The following is a 16,479-nucleotide window of genomic DNA, read 5'->3' as shown; positions in this document are numbered from 1 at the left end:
ACATGAGCGAGCAGAACACTGACGACATGCTGTTGGTTGCCATCGATGGCCCCTCCGGCACTGGCAAGTCGACTGTCTCTCGGATGGTCGCAACCGAACTGGGCGCAAAGTACCTGGACACCGGCGCAATGTACCGCGTGGCCACCCTGTGGGTGCTGCGCCAGGGCATTGACCCGACCGACGAGGAAGCCGTGGCCAAGGCGACGGCCGCCCTGCCACTGGAAGTCTCCGATGACCCGAACTCCACCGCTGTCCTCCTCGACGGCGAAGATGTTTCCGGCGAGATTCGCGGCCCGGAGGTCACCCGCACCGTGTCGGCTGTCTCCGCGATTCCGGCCGTGCGCACCAACCTGGTTGCGCTCCAGCGCTCGCTGGCCGCATCGGCGGTGCGCTGTGTGGTGGAAGGCCGCGACATCGGCACGGTTGTGCTTCCGGACGTTCCGGCGAAAATCTTCATGACCGCCTCCGCCGAGGTTCGCGCCCGCCGCCGCTACGACCAGGACATCGCCGCTGGTCGTGAGGCTGACTTCGACACCGTGCTTGCCGACGTCATCCGCCGCGACGAACTCGACAGCAACCGTGCGACCTCGCCGCTGAAGCCAGCCGAGGATGCGTTCATTTTAGACACCTCCGAGATGGACATCGAAGAGGTCGTGGAAAACGTCCTCGATGTTGTTGAGGCCGGATACCCGGGGTCCACCATGGACTGGGACGATGTCGACAACGAAGAGTTCGAGGGCTCTTACGAGGACTCCGAGGACGCGGTCGAGGACACCGCCGGGCACCTGGTCGCAAACGTGGAGAGCGAACACGCGCCGGGCACCGCAGGGAGCCACACCAGCGCAGACGAGTTCATCGACCGCACGATCGCTGACCACGAGACAATCATCTCCGAAGCCATCGAGCGCGCCGAAACCGGCCAGATCGACGACGATGCCGACTGGGAAGAGCTGGAAAACGCCTTCGCAGCGCTTGGCGTGAGCGACGAGGAGGAAGAAGCTCTTCCGACCGTGGCCATTGTGGGACGACCGAATGTTGGTAAGTCCACCATGGTTAACAGGTTCATTGGCCGTCGTGAAGCAGTTGTCGAAGACTTCCCGGGCGTGACCCGCGACCGCATCTCCTACCTGGGTGAATGGGGCGGTCGTCGCTTCTGGGTGCAGGACACCGGCGGCTGGGACCCGGACGCCAAGGGTATGCATGCGGCGATTGCTCGTCAGGCGGAGACCGCCATGGAGACCGCCGATGTGATTGTCATGGTCGTTGATACCACCGTCGGCATCACCGCCACGGAAGAGGTCATGGCCCGCCGCCTGCAGCGCGCGGAGCAGCCGGTTATTCTCGCCGCCAACAAGTTTGAGTCGGATTCGCAGCTTGGCGACGTCGCGGAGTTCTGGGCCCTCGGGCTCGGCGAGCCGCACCCGACCTCGGCCCTCCACGGTCGTGGCAATGCCGACGTGATGGACGAAGTGGTGTCCTCCTTCCCGGAGGTGCCGCGTGCGAAGTCGCTGCCGACCGGGCCGCGTCGCGTGGCATTGGTGGGCAAGCCGAACGTGGGCAAGTCCTCGCTGCTGAACAAGCTCTCCGGTGAAGATCGCGCAGTGGTCAGCGACGTGGCCGGTACCACGGTTGACCCGGTGGACTCGCTGGTGCAGATGGACGAGGCGCTCTGGCGTTTTGTGGATACCGCTGGTATCCGCAAGAAGACCAAGACCGCCAAGGGCCACGAGTTCTACGCTTCGCTGCGTACTCGTTCGACGATTGACAACGCCGAGGTCGTAATCTTCCTGGTCGATGCCTCTGAGCAGATTACCGAGCAGGACCAGCGCGTGCTGCGCATGATTCTCGACTCCGGTCGGGCACTTGTGGTCGCCTACAACAAGTGGGACCTCATGGATGAGGACCGTCGCGATTTGCTCGAGCGCGAAATTGAAGAGCAGCTCGCACACGTGCCGTGGGCTCGTCGGGTGAACATCTCCGCCAAGACTGGTCGCGCTGTGCAGAAGCTGGAGCCGGCCATGCTGGAGGCCGTGGAGTCGTGGGATAAGCGTATCTCCACTGGTCGCCTGAACACATGGTTGCGTGCGATTATGCAGCAGAACCCGCCACCGCTGCGTGGTGGCCGCCAGCCGCGCGTGTTGTTTGCCACCCAGGCATCCTCGCGCCCGCCGGTGATTGTGCTGTTCACTACCGGCTTCCTGGAGCACGGCTACCGTCGCTTCCTGGAGCGGAAGCTGCGTGAAGAATTCGGTTTCGAGGGCTCACCGGTGCGCATCGCGGTGCGTGTCCGCGAGAAGAAGAAGCGCCGCTAGGACCTGCTAGGAAGCACCGTCAGGTAGTTCCGTTCAGGCCTGCTAGTCGCTCGAATTGAGCTGAGAAAAGCCCAAAATGTGATTTAGGCAATTGCATTTTGGGCTTTTCTTTGGCATTTTAGAGTTTCAGTAAATTAGCGATAAGGAGAACTGACAATGGTCAGGCGCGGCAACAACCGTGACGGCTCTCAGCACGATGGCCGAGACAACAGCTACGGACGCGATTCCTCAAGCTCATACGGCGATGACTCCGCGACTCGCTACATTCCGCGGGACGAGGGATACCGCGGATACAACCCGGATGCCGACTTCGCGGGCGAGCAGCCGACCGAATACTTCGGCGGCGACTCCTCTGAGACACAATTCCTGCAGCGTGGCGATGAAACACGTTTTGAGAACTCGCGAGGTACCGGTGCCGGACCGCAAGGCGGTGGCGCAGGCGGTGGCGCGCAGGGGAGCGGCCAGTACTGGGCTCCGCTTTCTGAAGAAGAACGCGGCTATGGTCAGGCGGGCCAGCAGGCAGGCGCAACCCAGCAGTACGCCGCAGGTGGCGCAGGCGGTTACGGTGACATGAACAACGGCAACAACCGCGGTAATAACCGTGGCAACAGTGGCAATGATGACTCCAAGAAGGGCTGGGGCAAGCCTGTCGCCATCGTGGCCATCGCCGCGATGGTAGCCGTAGTCGCGCTGGTAGCCCTGGTCTTGTCCTTTACTTCCGGAACCGAAGACAAAAACGACAATACGGCGGAGCCGACGCAGGAGACGTCGTCAAGCCCGACCCCGACGACAACCTCGCCGGAAGAAACCACGACAAGTCCCACCGATCGCTTGGACCCGTCGGGCACGATTAACGACACCCGTGAGCGCCTCGAGCAGGAGCTCGACCAACTTCGCGAGTCGCCGCCAGCTATCCCTGGCCCCGGTGAGCGCAGCAGCGGTTGGGGCACCATCCCGCAGGGCGTGGTGGGCAAGAGCCCGGCATCGGTCGAGGTGGAATTGCGTACCAACGGCTACCAGAACGTGACTGTCGTCGACGCCGAGGGCAATCCGACCAACTCGGTGGCCGCGATTATGGGCAAGGTCGCCTCGATTGATCCGCCGGAGGGACAGATGGCGGAGACATCCACTCCAGTGACCATCTACCTGCAGTAATGCGGTGGTCAGGGAGGGTGGCAGGGGCGATTTTCGCCTTCAAACTCCAATGATGTAACCTATAGCTCGTTGCACTTTCGTGCACGCGGGCTGTAGCGCAGTTTGGTAGCGCACCTCACTGGGGGTGAGGGGGTCGTCGGTTCAAATCCGGTCAGCCCGACAAAATAACCGCCGTCTTCTGGAAGATTCCGGGAGGCGGCGGTTTTGTTTACGGCTATTGCTGAAGGCTTTTGTTTGCCGTCTAGCGCGCGATGCTACTAGCGCACGACAATACCGTCGGAGTCAGCGTAGAGCGTCTCGCCCGGAACGAAGTCAATGCCGCCGAAGGAGACAACGACGTCGCGCTCGCCCTCGCCGGTCTTGGTGGACTTGCGCGGGTTGGTGCCAAGCGCCTTGCAGCCGAAGTCCATCTCGCCAATCAGCTTGGAGTCACGGATCGCGCCGTTGACGACCACACCAGCCCAGCCATTGTCCTTGCCGAGCCCCGCAATAACGTCACCGACCAGTGCCGTGTGAACAGAAGCGTCACCGTCGATGACAAGCACGCCACCCTCCGACGGTTCGGAGAGGACCTTCTTCAGCAGCGCGTTGTCCTGGAAGCACTTGACCGTGGAGATCTTGCCGCAGAACTCCACGCGACCGCCGAGGTTACGCATCTGAGTATCGCAGGAACGCACGTCCGGGCCGATCTCGTCAACCAGGTCAGCGGTGGGGATGAATTCGATTGCCATAGGGGATTCAAGTCCTTCCGAAAATTCTCGCATCAAGTGTTAAACCCATTGTTTCAAACTCAAGATGTGACTAAAGACATATGGTGCAAATTCGCTGGCGGCGATTGACACTCCGAAGGCCGGCCCAGATTGATTACTCTGGTGAGTCAGAACGCGCCGACAACCACACGCGCGCAGGAAGGGTAGAAGATGGCTGGGTTTAATTGGTTTTGGAAGGCTCTTAGCGGCAAGCAGGGGCGCAACCAAAAACGCAGCGTAGGGCTGGTGGCACACGCCGCTGAGCTCGAGCCGCAGGTACAGGCGCTTTCCGACGCCGACCTCGCCGACTTCACCCGCCAACACGCCACCGACGCACCGGAGCTTTTAGCCGCGCTCCGCGAAGTCTCCCAGCGCACCCTGTCCATGCGCCCCTTCGATGTGCAGCTGCAAGGCGCACTGGCGCTCATGGAGGGAGACGTCGTCCAGATGGCCACCGGTGAGGGCAAGACTCTCTCCGGCGCCCTGGCTGCAGCCGGGTTCGCGCTGCGTGGCCACCGCGTGCATTCTGTGACCGTCAACGACTACCTCGCAGGCCGCGACGCGCAGTGGATGCAACCGCTGTTCGGGTTCCTAGGGCTCTCGGTGGCGGCTATTTCGCCGCAGGAGGGACCGGGGGAGCGTCGTAAAGCATATGCGGCAGACATCGTCTACGCCGCCGTCAACGAACTCGGCTTCGACGTTCTGCGCGACCGCTGCGCGCCGGCCATCGAAGACCGCGTGCAGTCGCCCGCTGATGTCGTGATCATCGACGAAGCCGACTCCGTGTTGGTCGATGAAGCGCTGGTCCCGCTCGTGCTTGCCGGCAATGAGCCGGGCACAGCACCGACCGGACAGATCACCGACGTGGTGCGCCGCCTGCAGCTCGGCGACGACTACACCGTCGACGAAGGTCGTCGCAACGTCTTCCTCACCGACACCGGCGCCGCACGCGTCGAACGCCTGCTTGGCATCGGCTCGCTGTACGACGCCGAACATGTCGGCACCACCCTAGTTCAGGTCAACGTTGCACTGCACGCCCACGAGTTGCTGCAGCGCGATGTCGACTACATCGTGCGCGACGGCAAGGTACAGCTCATCGACGCCTCGAAGGGACGCGTGGCGGAACTGCAGCGCTGGCCGGACGGTCTGCAAGCAGCGGTAGAGGCCAAGGAGGGGCTGCAGGTCTCGGAGGGCGGCCGAATCCTCGACTCCATGACCATCCAGCAGCTCGTCGGCCGCTACGACATCACCTGCGGCATGACCGGCACCGCCACCTCCGCGGGCGACCAGTTCCGCGAGTTCTACGGACTTCACGTCTCCGTCATCGAACCCAACGTCCCATGCATTCGTGACGACGAGCCCGACCGCATCTACGCCACCACCGACGACGCGTTCGCCGCGCTTGTCGACGAGGTCGTGGAACTCAACGGCACTGGTCGACCAATACTCGTAGGCACCCGTGACGTGGCGGAATCGGAACGCCTGGCCGATGCACTGGTTCTGCGTGGTATCGAATCCTCGGTGCTGAACGCGAAAAATGACGAGCTGGAGGCCCAGGTCATCGCCAATGCTGGCGATATTGGCCGCGTGACGGTGTCCACCCAGATGGCCGGACGAGGAACCGACATCCGCCTCGGTGGGGCAGATGAATCCAACCGAGATGCGGTGGTCGAACGCGGTGGACTATGCGTTATTGGCCTGGGCAAGCACCGCACTGACCGACTGGACAATCAGCTGCGTGGCCGCGCCGGGCGCCAGGGCGATCCGGGCTCGTCGGTGTTCTTTGTCTCCCTGGATGATCCGGTGATTTCCGAGGGCGCTGCTGGCGAGACGCTGAGCGTGCTGCCCGAGGATGATGGCCGTGTCCGGGATAAGAGGGCATACCAGTTCATCGACCGCGCACAGCGAGTGACAGAGGCGACCATGCTGTCGATTCATGCGACGACGTGGAAGTACAACAAGCTCATCGGTGACCAGCGCGAGATTCTGGATGAGCGCCGGGAGAAACTGCTGACTACTAATGCAGCCTGGGAAGAACTGTCCAAGTTGGCATCGGCGCGGGCCAAGGAAGTCGAATCCGTAGTCGGGCGCGATGTCGCCGAGGATGCTGCCCGGGAAATCATGCTGAGCCACCTGGATCGCGGATGGTCAGACCACCTGGCGGATCTGGATGACCTGCGGGAGTCGATTCACCTGCGCGCGCTGGCTAAGGAAAGCCCCATTGATGAGTTCCACCGCGCCGCCATCGGCGCCTTTAAGAGCCTGGTGAACAATGCCGTTACCGAGTCGGTGCAGACCTTCCAAGAGGTCGAAATCGACAGCGAAGGCGCACATCTAGAGGACACGGGTCTTGCTCGCCCGAGCTCGACGTGGACGTACATGGTCAACGACAACCCATTGAGCAATGGTGGCGGCTCGGTCGTCGGCTCGATTGCCGCGATGTTTAGGTAAGCCGTAACCACAAGTTTGGTAACAATTTGAAAATATTTCTCAGGTGACCGGCCTAGGTACACCCACAGAGAAAGCTCTCAGATGTCGGTATTTACGCATATCAATCATGTTGTACATACCCTGCTGGTGAGCTGCGTCACAACATGGTTGGGATTAGATAACAACACGAAAGCGGTTGGGGCGCTATTATCTAAAAAGTAACGAGTAAATCGCCCAAGGTTATCCCGGAGGGAAAGATATGACTAGCAATAGCGGCCAGCCAGAGGCATCGGTCGAGACCACCTCGGTCTTCCGTGCAGATTTGCTGAAGGAAATGGAGTCCGGCTCTAACACGGACTCCACGGTCTCCGGTGTTGAAGGACTTCCGGCGGGCTCGGCACTCTTGGTTGTCAAGCGGGGGCCAAACGCAGGTTCGCGTTTCCTGCTCGATCAGGCAGTCACCACCGCTGGTCGTCACCCGGACAGCGACATCTTCCTCGATGATGTGACTGTTTCCCGTCGTCACGCAGAGTTCCGCAAGAACGGTGACTCCTACGAGGTCGTCGACGTGGGATCGCTGAACGGTACCTACGTTAACCGCGAGCCGAAGAACTCCGCGGTTCTGGCTAATGGTGACGAGGTTCAGGTCGGTAAGTTCCGCCTCGTCTTCCTGATCGGTAACTAATTCGACATCGGTTAATGTCGACGCCTGTCGGCATTAACCCCTTATTTTTGTAAAGGCTCGGAAAAGACCAGTGGCAGCAGTACGCAAATCAGCAGTTTCGCAGCCGACTTCGTCGGAAAGCACTGCGAAGCAAGCACGCTCGGTGGGCAAGAAGAAGACCATCGGTGCTGTGCTGAAGGAAGTCAAGGTTGAGTTCCCTGATGTAACGCTGTCCAAAATTCGTTTTCTCGAGTCGGAGGGGCTGCTGTGCCCGTCGCGTAGCTCCTCGGGTTATCGTCGCTACAGCCAGGCGGACATTGACCGCCTGCGCTACATTCTCACCGTTCAGCGCGATAACTACTTGCCGCTGAAGGTTATTAAAGAGCAGCTCGACGAAATTGATGCGGGCAACGCTGGCGGCGACGGGCTGGCATCGGTCACTCCACTGGTGACGGCGGATCAGTTCCGCGAAGCCGCAGTGGTTTCGCTGACGCAGGCGGAGCTGGCAGAGCGCACCGGCGCTAGCGAGAAGTTCATCACCGAACTGGTTCGAGTGGGCCTGATTACTCCGGACACGCTGAACATGTTCGATGGCGATGACCTGCTCATCACTGAGACGGCGGTCAAGCTGGCTGAGTTTGGCCTGGATGCCCGCCACCTCAAAACTGTGCGTACCGCTGCGGCCCGTGAGGCAGATTTGGTGTCGCTCGCTGCTAGTCCGCTGAGTAAGTCGCGTGCAGCTAGCGGCAAGCAGAAGGCTGTGGAGATGGGCCGTGAGATGACTGCGCTGATGGTCACGCTGCACGGCACTTTGGTCAAGCGCCAGGTCAACAAGGACCTGGGGAAGTAGTCGGTAGTCCCGCGTAAATAGCGGCTCGCTACAATTATCGCTGTTATGGACGAAAAACTCGTAGAAGTCAAGTTTCTAGACTGGATGGCGCATCCTCCTGAGGACGATCCAGTGCTGCTCCTGCATGCCGAAGAGACCAATCGGATTATCCCGATTTGGATTGATTTGGCGACGGCGACGGAGTACTCCGCCCGTGAGACCGGCGCTACGCAGCGTCGCCCGGGCATGCATGAGGTCTTCGTCGATACGCTGGACATGGTGGGGCAGAGCGCCCTGCGCGGCCAGATTACGGGCGTGCATGAGGGCGTTTTCATCGCCAACCTGGTGCTCGAAGGTGGCGCAGAGATTGATATGCGCCCGTCCGACCTCATCCTTATCGCTAGGGAACTTGAGGTCCCGCTGTATGTTGCGCGCGAGGTGCTCGACGCCACGTCGGTAGCGGCGCGTCTCGTCGCAACCAATGGCGGTTCGCTTGCCGACGAGTCGGAGACCGACTCCGTCGAGGCATCGGTGTCGGAGTTTGCGGAATTCCTCGACAGCATTGATGCTGACTACTTCGCCGAGCCGCATGGTGATGCGGAGGACAAGAAGTCTGATGGTGAAGCCGACGGTGGCGCCGATTCAGCTTCCGATGGCGACCGTTAAACGTGTGACTGGAGTGAATAACTGGCTACTTTTGGGGTAGTTGTGACGCTTATTTCCTCCGGCGTGTCGCTGAATGACCCCATAAAAGGGGTAACTTTTCGGAAGTTATAGTTTCATCCCGTCCTGCGGTTTTGCTCCCGGGTTGTGCTTGAGCTGGGGAAACTGCGGCTCCAAACTCTAAACCTTAACTTTAGGTTTAGAGATTCGGCGTGTCGTCCTGTGATGTATTGACAGCCGATTAACCTTGGCGAAAGATAAATAACGGCAGTGAAACTACCTCGGGAGAATTTATATGGTCGACGACAACAGCGGTTCGCTCTTTGGCGACAATGAGCTCCGTGCGTCGGACTCGCAAGAGCCGCGCGCGGTCCAGGAATCCCTGTTCGACATGGGGCCGGACGAGCAGGTTGGCTACCGCGTTCCCATCGCGTGTCAGGTAGCGGGCATTTCTTACCGCCAGCTGGACTACTGGGCACGCACCAAGCTGGTGGAGCCTTCTATCCGTACCGCCAAGGGCTCGGGTACCCAGCGTCTGTACTCCTTCCGCGACATCCTCGTTTTGAAGATTGTTCGCGGTCTGCTGGACACCGGTATTTCCCTGCAGAACATCCGTCTGGCTGTCGACCGCCTGCGCGATCTCGGCGTCGATGACCTGGCTACCATCACGCTGGTTTCCGACGGTCGCACCGTCTACCAGTGTCGCTCCAATGAAGAGGTCATCGACCTGCTCAACGGTGGCCAGGGAGTGTTCGGCATTGCTGTCCCGGGCATTATGAAGGAACTGACTGGCACCATCGCCTCCTTCCCGTCCGAGCGTATTGACGGTACTCAGGAGAACCCAGGCACTGGCATCGACGAGCTGGCTGAGCGTCGTCGCCGTCGCATCTCCTAACCGCCAACAGATACGGTAACCGCCAACGATACGGCTGGACAGCGGCGTCGCTGCTATGGCCTCCGTTCAAATAGCCGAAACAAACTAAACGAAAACCGCCTTCCACAACTGGTTCCGTTCCTCCTCTCCCGAGGTTGGACCAGATGGAGGCGGTTTTTTGCTACTTACTCCGTACCGATAGCCGCAGCCAACTGAGAGGCCAGGCCATCGCCGTAGTCGGCCGCAATGCGCAGAGAGCCAGTGGTCATATTTGCCACCTCCTGCAGCTCGGGGCTGGAGCTGTCGCCGTCGGGAAGCACGATGACCTCAATCGTTACCGGGCGGTCTGGGCTAATGAGTTCCTTGATCCTCTCGACGGACTCGGCGGCATCGGCGCCCGAGGCATCGCGCCCCGAGGTGAGCACGACGAGACGGTTGGGCTTGTCCGGGGAGTAGGTGTCGCGGGCGGACTGGTAGGCATCGATAAGCGCTGGCCAGAACTGTGCCTCACCACCAGCCGGAAGTTCGGCCAGCGACCCCTTTACGGCGTCCGCGCCGTTGTTGGCCTCGTCATCGGGCGCGGGAAGTTCCGCGAGGCGGTTCACCTCAGGTGCGAATGTCCACAGGCCGTAGCGGCCACCAGGTGCCGCATCGATAGCGCCGGAAAGTGCCGCAGACAGCGCCCCAACATCGACGCCCTCGGAGGTGTCAGCGAGCAGGAGCGCCGAACCCACCGCAGTTGCGGGCTGTTGCGCGTCCGGCTGCTCCAGTGCTGGCGGCAGCGCAAAAGAATCCGTCTGAATCTGCGAGAGCACTCCAAAGTTCTCTGCTACTTCAGGGCTGAAAGTGCTCTCAGCAGCTTCGCCGTCGGCCCCATGATCTGCTGCGAAGTTCCGGAAGTCCTCAGCTGCGCGAGCCGTGTTCTCGTCGATCTTGCCGCCGGAGCCAAAGGTGACAACTGGCGCGTGCAACTGGGGTGCATCCGCAGGGGAGACCAGCTTCAGCCCCTCGCCGGCCATCTGCAGCATGGGCTGGGTCGCGGCCACACCGTCGAAATCAGCGACGTTCTGGCTGAGCATGGTCAGCAGAGTATTGGAGGTGTAGACCTCACCCAAGCCCGCGCGTTCGCGAGCGACGTCCGGGCCACCGCCAAGTCGAGCACTAATCACGGCCGACAGTGCCGCATCGGAGCCACCTGGGGCGGCCACGCGCAATCCTGCAAGCTCTTCCCAGGTGGCGTTGTTCAGCTGGTCAGCACGATTGGTTGTGAAGGCCACGCCGCTGGCAATCGGCGGCAACCACGTCTTGGGGTTGTTGACCTTGACCTTGTCCGAGTCCTTCGCCTGGTCCACGAAAGAGATATCGGCGGGAATCCAGACGCCCGGAGTCAAAATTCCTGTACCAGCTTCATCCGCAGCGGGGTCCTCCGGAGCTCCCTCACCAGCTTCAGCACCGCCAGCCTCAGTCAGGGCGTTCACAACCTCCTGCGAGCCCGCCACCGTAATCTGTGGCCGCACACAGAAGTCCCTCACCACGGGATTCGACTCGCCATAGTCCTGCACGAGTTTCTGTGCCGAGCCCACCGCAGCAGGATCAGCGGTCACCACCAGCGTCAGGTCACCCTTCGTGCACCGTGCACGGTCAGCATCAATTGACGAATCGTTGCTCTTGCGCAGATTAACCCAGGCAAAAACCGCAGCCACCAGAACAATGACGACCAAGACGGCAATAAAAGGCCCCTTAGCCACTCGATAGTTGTTCTCACCCGAGGCGTGTCGTCCCATGTCGTTCTAGCCCTTTCTATGCTGAGTGTGCTCGGCACTGTCGACTCGCAGCAGACCTCGTCGTAAAGCACAAACGCGCACGTCACTCCTGCCAACTTTACTGCGTGGACAAGGCGACATCTACCACTTCGAGAAGACGGCCGCGCAGAACATCGGCACGCGCACTGAGCTCACGCTGGCGACGGACGTACTCGGCCTTGCCTTCGGGCGTTTCGATGCGAATGGGCGCAAAACCCCAATCCCGCAGATCGTAGGGAGCGGCGCGCATATCCAACTCACGGGCACTGCACGCGAGCTCGAAAGTATCCAGCCACAGGTCGCCGGGGACCGCCTCGCCGAGCTTGGTCGCCCATTTATACAAGTCCATGTTGGCGTGCAGACAACCCATCTGCTCACAGTGCGGCTGCGTCTCGCGCGTCGGTGCAAACTCGTTGAGCGGCACGGCGTCGGGCGTGAAGAAACGGAAGGCATCGAAGTGCGTACATCGAACCGTGTGGGCCTCGACGACCTCGTCCGTGCCTGCCTGACCCAGCCGCAGTGGCTCCGGATGACGATGCTCGGGCTGGCGATACACCATCGCCCATTCATGCAGGCCAAAGCAGTCAAAGTGCGCCGGATTCGCGCGTGTCGAACGCAACAGATTGCCGATGTACGCCACCGTCTTACCTCGCTTATCGACGTACGCCGAAACATCCATACGCGCCGTCCCCGAGGCGGTATCGGTGGGCTCCTTGCGGGCAGGGCTATCGGTAGTGTCGTCCGTGTCGAGGGTAAAGAACTTCAGGTGACTGATGTCCTTGGCCGTCGCACCGGGAAGATCTACGCCGATGCCCGGTGACCAGCGGCGGAGTTGGCCGGGTTTAACGGGGTAGTACTCGAAGATGAAGTCCCAGACCGGGTGGCGCTGGCCGCGACTGCGACGGGACAGGTGGTCGCGGGTCAGGATATCGACGCGGGCGATATGCCTTGCTTTGGCTTCACGCCAATCGAAAGACGAATCGGGCGTAGGCGTCACTGCTGGCGTCCCTGCGTGCTGCCCGGTCGGGTCCGGGGCGGGTTCACGGTTGGGTGCTGCTTTGGCGCACCGCTGCGACGCGGGGAGACCTCGTGGGTCCAGTCGCGCACGACACCGACCTGCTCCTCGATGAGGTCCTCCAGAGCCACGATGCCGATCTGCTCCGCACCGGAGAAAGCACCGGTCTTCGGGGCGATGCTTGCCGGGGCGTTTGCGCGCCGATGCGGCTTTGGCATGCGCGCGCGTACAGCCACTGCCATGTGGGCGCTGTAGCGGCGCATGATGCGCAATCCCTCATCCAGCGTGGCATCGATAGGAATCTCGATCATCGGGCGAATCTCGTCATCAGGGATGGCCGTCTCTGGGCCGGAGGCAGGATCCATGACGCGGTCGAGGACATCTTTCACGTGAACATAGCCGCGGTACTCGTTGGGTTCATTGTTGGCCGCAGCGACGGGGAACCGGGAGAAGCCAGTTTCGGTGACCGCCGTCTCTAGATCGCCGACAGTCGGTGCGGTGGGGAGGCGCCGAATCTGCTCGTGCGGAATCAGTACCTCCTCAATGGTGCGCGTGGCCGAAGCCAGTGTGCGACGAAGGCGGACGTGCTCCTCGCTGTCAAGGAGCCCCTCTTGACGAGACTCCGCAATCATCGATGCCAACTCAGTGGAATCGACAGTAGTGTCGAGCTCATCGCGCTGCTCAATGCCGAACAGCTTAAGCGTATGGCGAGCCATCCAGTTAAACAGCAGCAACAGCGGCTTGGTCAAGCGGTAGAAGACCATGTGAACAGGAATAAGCAGCATGGCCATCGTTTCCGGTCCTGCCAGCGCGATATTCTTCGGTACCATCTCACCGAGCATGATGTGCAGCACTGACACCAGCATCAATGCGATGGCAAAGCTCAGCGGGTGCAGCAGCGACTCCGGAATACCCATGGCGTGGAAAGGAGCTTCCAGCAGATGTGCCAGCGCCGGTTCAGAGACCTTACCCAGCAGTAGCGAGGCAATGGTGATGCCCAGCTGTGCGGCGGCGAGCATCATCGACAGGTGCTCAGAAGCATTGATAACTGTGCGTGCGCGCTTCTTTCCCTGAGCCAGCAGCGCTTCCAAACGGTCACGGCGCGCAGCAATAAGTGAGAACTCCGCGCCCACGAAAAACGCGTTGACCAACAACAAGAAGAAAGTCAGGAGGATTCCAAACCAGTCACTCATAGGTTGAACATCTCCTTAGCGCGCTCGTTGGTCACAGGAATCAAAATGGCACGGTCCACGCGGCGGTCATCCATCGCCAGAATGCGGGCGTACCAGCGTCCGGCGATACCCGATTCGAACTCGTCCATGAAGTCGCGTTCGGTCTCTGGCAGCAGGACGACGTCACCGACCTCCGGGATGCGACCGAGCGCAAACATAATCAATCCACCGAGCGTTTCGAAGCTACCTTCTGGGGCGAAGTATCCGACCTTGGTCGGCAGCTCGTCGGTACGCACAAGGCCGGAGCAGTTCCAGCCTTCGATCGCGCGTTTGACTTCCTGCTCGGACTCCTTGTCGTCGTACTCATCCCAGACCTCGCCAAGAATTTCCTCGACGACATCCTCGATGGTGACAATGCCGGCGATGCCGCCGTACTCGTCCGCGACCAGCGCAATCTGCGAACCGGCCGAACGCACGGCCTCCAGTACGGCATCGCCGTCCAGCGACTGCGGCAGCGTCGGCACAGGCCGTGCAATCTCCCGCATGGTGGTGGTTGAGCGCTTCGCCGCAGGTACCGCAAATGCGTCCTTGACGTGGACAACACCGACAGTGGCATCGAGGTCCCCGTCAGTAATGGGGAAGCGGGAATGCCCCGATTCGATAGCGACAGCCAGCAGATCCAGCGCCGTGTCATCGACATCGAGGGAGGTGATCGTCGACCGCGGCGTCATTAGGTCCTCCGCCGTCGTTTCGCCAAAGCGTAACGACGACTCGAGTACAGCGGCCTTCGACTCATCCAATGCCCCCTGCTCCGCAGAATTGCGCACCAGCGCTTCCAGCTCCTGCGGGGAACGCGCCGAAGCCAACTCATCCGCCGGTTCAATACCGAGCTTGCGCACCAGCCAGTTCGCCGTGGCATTCAGCGAATGGATGAAGTAGTGGAACACCCAGTTAAACGCCATCACCGGACGAGCCGTAACTCGCGCTACTGCCAGCGGCTCTGTAATCGCGACATTCTTTGGCACCAATTCGCCGTAGACCATCGACAACATCGTGGCCACAATGAGCGCAAGAATCAGCGCGGTCGGTCCCGCTGCAGACTCGCTGAGCCCCATCCAATGCAACATCGGCGTGAAGTACTGCGCCAGCACCGGTTCCGCGAGGAAACCAGTTGCCAGTGTCGTCAACGTAATGCCCAGCTGTGCACCGGAGAGGTGGAAGGACAGTCGATTATGCGCCTTGTGAACGGCCTCAGCAGGTGCATCCGCTGAACGGGCGCGGTCGGCGTCAATCGTAGATCGCTCCAGTCCCGTCAGCGCGAATTCAAACGCCACAAAGAGGCCGGTGCCAGCGGTTAGCGCGATAAAGCCGACAACCGCGACAATATTGAGAACAATATCCACTGATTATCTCTTCTTCTTTTTCCCTCGCTTGGGGCGGTGTACGCGACCGCCAGCACGATTCTTTCCGCTTGCCGACGGACCGCCGCGCCCGCGGTAACCGGCACCACCAGCACCGCCTGCCGATTGGCTCTGATCTTGACGAGCCCGGCGCGGACGCCGTGCGCCCAGTTCCTTGACAAATCGCGGCAGTCCCGGAGCGGCGCGCAGCTCTTCAGCTTCAACGCCGGCCCCTGCCAGCAGCTCGCGGGCCTGATCAACCTGGCGGTCACGCACAATCATCGCTACCGTGCCGGAAGCACCTGCACGAGCCGTCCGACCCGAGCGGTGAATATACGTCGCGGAATCCCTTGGCGGATCCGCGTGCACAACCAAGTCAAGAGCATCGATATCAATGCCACGAGCGGCCACATCCGTGGTGACGAGGACATTGATTTCACCCTCGGCAAAGGCCTTGAGGACCGCGCGACGAGTTGCCTGGCCACGATCGCCGTGGAGGAAACCTAACTTGATGTCGTAGAACTGTAGAAACTTAGCCAGCTGCACGACACGCGCCTTAGAGTTGGCGAAGATGACGCACTGATCCTTGCGGGAGGCAATCCAGGCGACCACTTCGTCGGCTTCGTTGTTGTCCTCCACCCGAAGTAACAGATGCCGCATATTGCGCATGGTCAACCGGGAGGCAGTGACCTTGTGCTTCGCAACTTCAGTGCTACTTGCGCGACGATCGCGAATAAGCCCCGCGGCGTCGTCGTTAATCGTGGCGGAAAAGACCATGCGCTGTGCCGACTTCGGGCACGCACGGACCAGGCCCAGAACATCGGGCAGAAAGCCCATGTCAGCGAGCATGTCCGCTTCGTCGACGACGACAGCGAGGACGTGCTCAAGGCTGAGTAGACCGCGGCGGCGCAAATCGTGTGCGCGACCCGGTGTGACCACAGCGATATCGACTGGTGCCGCGAGCAGAGTCTGCTGCTTGGCCACGGAATCACCGCCGACCAAGCTCAAGACACGCAGACCTGCAGCGGCACCGATGTCAGCCAGGACATCAGCAATCTGATCTGCGAGTTCGCGCGTTGGCGAAATAATGAGCGCGCGCGGGTAACCGGGAAGCGCTGGAGAGGCGTTATTGAGTAACGCGACCAGCGGAATGCCGAATGCGAGCGTTTTGCCCGAGCCTGTAGGGGCCTGCGCAAGAACGTCCTTGCCAGCGAAAGCATCTGGCAAAGTCGCCACCTGCACGGCAGTAGGCGAAGTTATGTGCTGGGCACGCAGAATACTCACAATCGCTTCCGGCGTGCCCAACTGTCTGAAATCACTGGACTCAGCAGGAGGGGGCATGCTTGTTAGAATACCGCTATCCCCGGACAGCCATGCAATAGGCACGTCCGGTGAACTGGAAAACTACCGTCCC

At 60.9% G+C, this 16,479-nt stretch carries 13 protein-coding genes and 1 tRNA gene; 8 read left to right on the top strand and 6 right to left on the bottom strand.

The window, feature by feature from the left end:
• The first annotated feature begins 2 nt into the window (after positions 1-2).
• The 3 genes from der (at position 3) to AB1Z34_RS09695 (ending at position 3,627) form a co-directional block, all read left to right on the top strand.
• A complete protein-coding gene (gene der / locus AB1Z34_RS09705) occupies positions 3-2,312 on the top strand; it encodes a bifunctional cytidylate kinase/GTPase Der (RefSeq protein WP_367158269.1) in 2,310 nt (769 codons plus the stop codon).
• A gap of 156 nt (positions 2,313-2,468) precedes the next feature.
• The gene (locus AB1Z34_RS09700) at positions 2,469-3,467 is read left to right on the top strand and encodes a PASTA domain-containing protein (protein ID WP_016422840.1); all 999 of its coding nucleotides are present in this window, start codon (positions 2,469-2,471) and stop codon (positions 3,465-3,467) included.
• An 86-nt stretch (positions 3,468-3,553) separates the two neighbouring features.
• Positions 3,554-3,627, top strand: a tRNA-Pro gene (locus AB1Z34_RS09695).
• A gap of 97 nt (positions 3,628-3,724) precedes the next feature.
• Here AB1Z34_RS09695 and rraA read toward each other — a convergent pair.
• Positions 3,725-4,198, bottom strand: a complete 474-nt coding sequence (rraA, locus tag AB1Z34_RS09690) for a ribonuclease E activity regulator RraA (RefSeq protein WP_016422839.1) — start codon at positions 4,196-4,198, stop codon at positions 3,725-3,727.
• 189 nt (positions 4,199-4,387) lie between these two features.
• Here rraA and secA2 point away from each other — a divergent pair, with 189 nt between their 5' ends.
• The 5 genes from secA2 to AB1Z34_RS09665 all read left to right on the top strand — a co-directional run bounded on the left by secA2 (position 4,388) and on the right by AB1Z34_RS09665 (position 9,697).
• The gene (gene secA2, locus AB1Z34_RS09685) at positions 4,388-6,667 is read left to right on the top strand and encodes an accessory Sec system translocase SecA2 (protein WP_016422838.1); all 2,280 of its coding nucleotides are present in this window, start codon (positions 4,388-4,390) and stop codon (positions 6,665-6,667) included.
• Between the two features lie 238 nt (positions 6,668-6,905).
• Complete coding sequence (odhI, locus tag AB1Z34_RS09680; protein ID WP_016422837.1) at positions 6,906-7,331, top strand: oxoglutarate dehydrogenase inhibitor Odhl; 426 nt, start codon at positions 6,906-6,908, stop codon at positions 7,329-7,331.
• A 70-nt stretch (positions 7,332-7,401) separates the two neighbouring features.
• A complete protein-coding gene (locus AB1Z34_RS09675) occupies positions 7,402-8,160 on the top strand; it encodes a MerR family transcriptional regulator (protein WP_016422836.1) in 759 nt (252 codons plus the stop codon).
• 45 nt (positions 8,161-8,205) lie between these two features.
• On the top strand, positions 8,206-8,805 hold the full coding sequence (locus tag AB1Z34_RS09670) for a bifunctional nuclease family protein (RefSeq protein WP_016422835.1): 600 nt from the start codon (positions 8,206-8,208) through the stop codon (positions 8,803-8,805).
• A 388-nt stretch (positions 8,806-9,193) separates the two neighbouring features.
• On the top strand, positions 9,194-9,697 hold the full coding sequence (locus tag AB1Z34_RS09665; protein ID WP_172620271.1) for a MerR family transcriptional regulator: 504 nt from the start codon (positions 9,194-9,196) through the stop codon (positions 9,695-9,697).
• Between the two features lie 164 nt (positions 9,698-9,861).
• On the opposite strand, the gene AB1Z34_RS09660 is transcribed toward AB1Z34_RS09665, so the two are convergent.
• The 5 genes from AB1Z34_RS09660 to AB1Z34_RS09640 form a co-directional block, all read right to left on the bottom strand.
• Positions 9,862-11,460: a hypothetical protein gene (locus tag AB1Z34_RS09660; RefSeq protein ID WP_367158268.1), complete on the bottom strand. Its 1,599-nt coding sequence runs from the start codon at positions 11,458-11,460 to the stop codon at positions 9,862-9,864.
• 97 nt (positions 11,461-11,557) lie between these two features.
• Positions 11,558-12,475, bottom strand: a complete 918-nt coding sequence (locus tag AB1Z34_RS09655; protein WP_016422833.1) for a hypothetical protein — start codon at positions 12,473-12,475, stop codon at positions 11,558-11,560.
• Positions 12,472-13,686, bottom strand: a complete 1,215-nt coding sequence (locus AB1Z34_RS09650) for a hemolysin family protein (protein ID WP_016422832.1) — start codon at positions 13,684-13,686, stop codon at positions 12,472-12,474. Before AB1Z34_RS09650 ends, AB1Z34_RS09655 begins: the two co-directional genes overlap by 4 nt.
• Positions 13,683-15,068 carry a hemolysin family protein gene (locus tag AB1Z34_RS09645; protein ID WP_016422831.1) on the bottom strand — a complete coding sequence of 462 codons (1,386 nt, stop codon included), beginning with the start codon at positions 15,066-15,068 and terminating at the stop codon, positions 13,683-13,685. The genes AB1Z34_RS09650 and AB1Z34_RS09645 overlap by 4 nt, the downstream gene beginning before the upstream one ends.
• 3 nt (positions 15,069-15,071) lie before the next feature.
• The gene (locus AB1Z34_RS09640) at positions 15,072-16,406 is read right to left on the bottom strand and encodes a DEAD/DEAH box helicase (RefSeq protein WP_222865657.1); all 1,335 of its coding nucleotides are present in this window, start codon (positions 16,404-16,406) and stop codon (positions 15,072-15,074) included.
• Positions 16,407-16,479: the final 73 nt, after the last annotated feature.

Source organism: Corynebacterium sp. 045007, from assembly GCF_040743205.1.
In the GTDB taxonomy this organism is placed as follows: domain Bacteria; phylum Actinomycetota; class Actinomycetes; order Mycobacteriales; family Mycobacteriaceae; genus Corynebacterium; species Corynebacterium jeikeium_D.
This window is presented reverse-complemented; position numbering and strand designations above follow the sequence as displayed.

Coding starts and splice junctions, on each gene's coding strand:
- der (WP_367158269.1), top strand. CDS start 3: ATGAGCGAGCAGAACACTGACGACATGCTGTTGGTTGCCATCGATGGC.
- AB1Z34_RS09700 (WP_016422840.1), top strand. CDS start 2,469: ATGGTCAGGCGCGGCAACAACCGTGACGGCTCTCAGCACGATGGCCGA.
- rraA (WP_016422839.1), bottom strand. CDS start 4,198: ATGGCAATCGAATTCATCCCCACCGCTGACCTGGTTGACGAGATCGGC.
- secA2 (WP_016422838.1), top strand. CDS start 4,388: ATGGCTGGGTTTAATTGGTTTTGGAAGGCTCTTAGCGGCAAGCAGGGG.
- odhI (WP_016422837.1), top strand. CDS start 6,906: ATGACTAGCAATAGCGGCCAGCCAGAGGCATCGGTCGAGACCACCTCG.
- AB1Z34_RS09670 (WP_016422835.1), top strand. CDS start 8,206: ATGGACGAAAAACTCGTAGAAGTCAAGTTTCTAGACTGGATGGCGCAT.
- AB1Z34_RS09665 (WP_172620271.1), top strand. CDS start 9,194: ATGGGGCCGGACGAGCAGGTTGGCTACCGCGTTCCCATCGCGTGTCAG.
- AB1Z34_RS09660 (WP_367158268.1), bottom strand. CDS start 11,460: ATGGGACGACACGCCTCGGGTGAGAACAACTATCGAGTGGCTAAGGGG.
- AB1Z34_RS09650 (WP_016422832.1), bottom strand. CDS start 13,686: ATGAGTGACTGGTTTGGAATCCTCCTGACTTTCTTCTTGTTGTTGGTC.
- AB1Z34_RS09640 (WP_222865657.1), bottom strand. CDS start 16,406: ATGCCCCCTCCTGCTGAGTCCAGTGATTTCAGACAGTTGGGCACGCCG.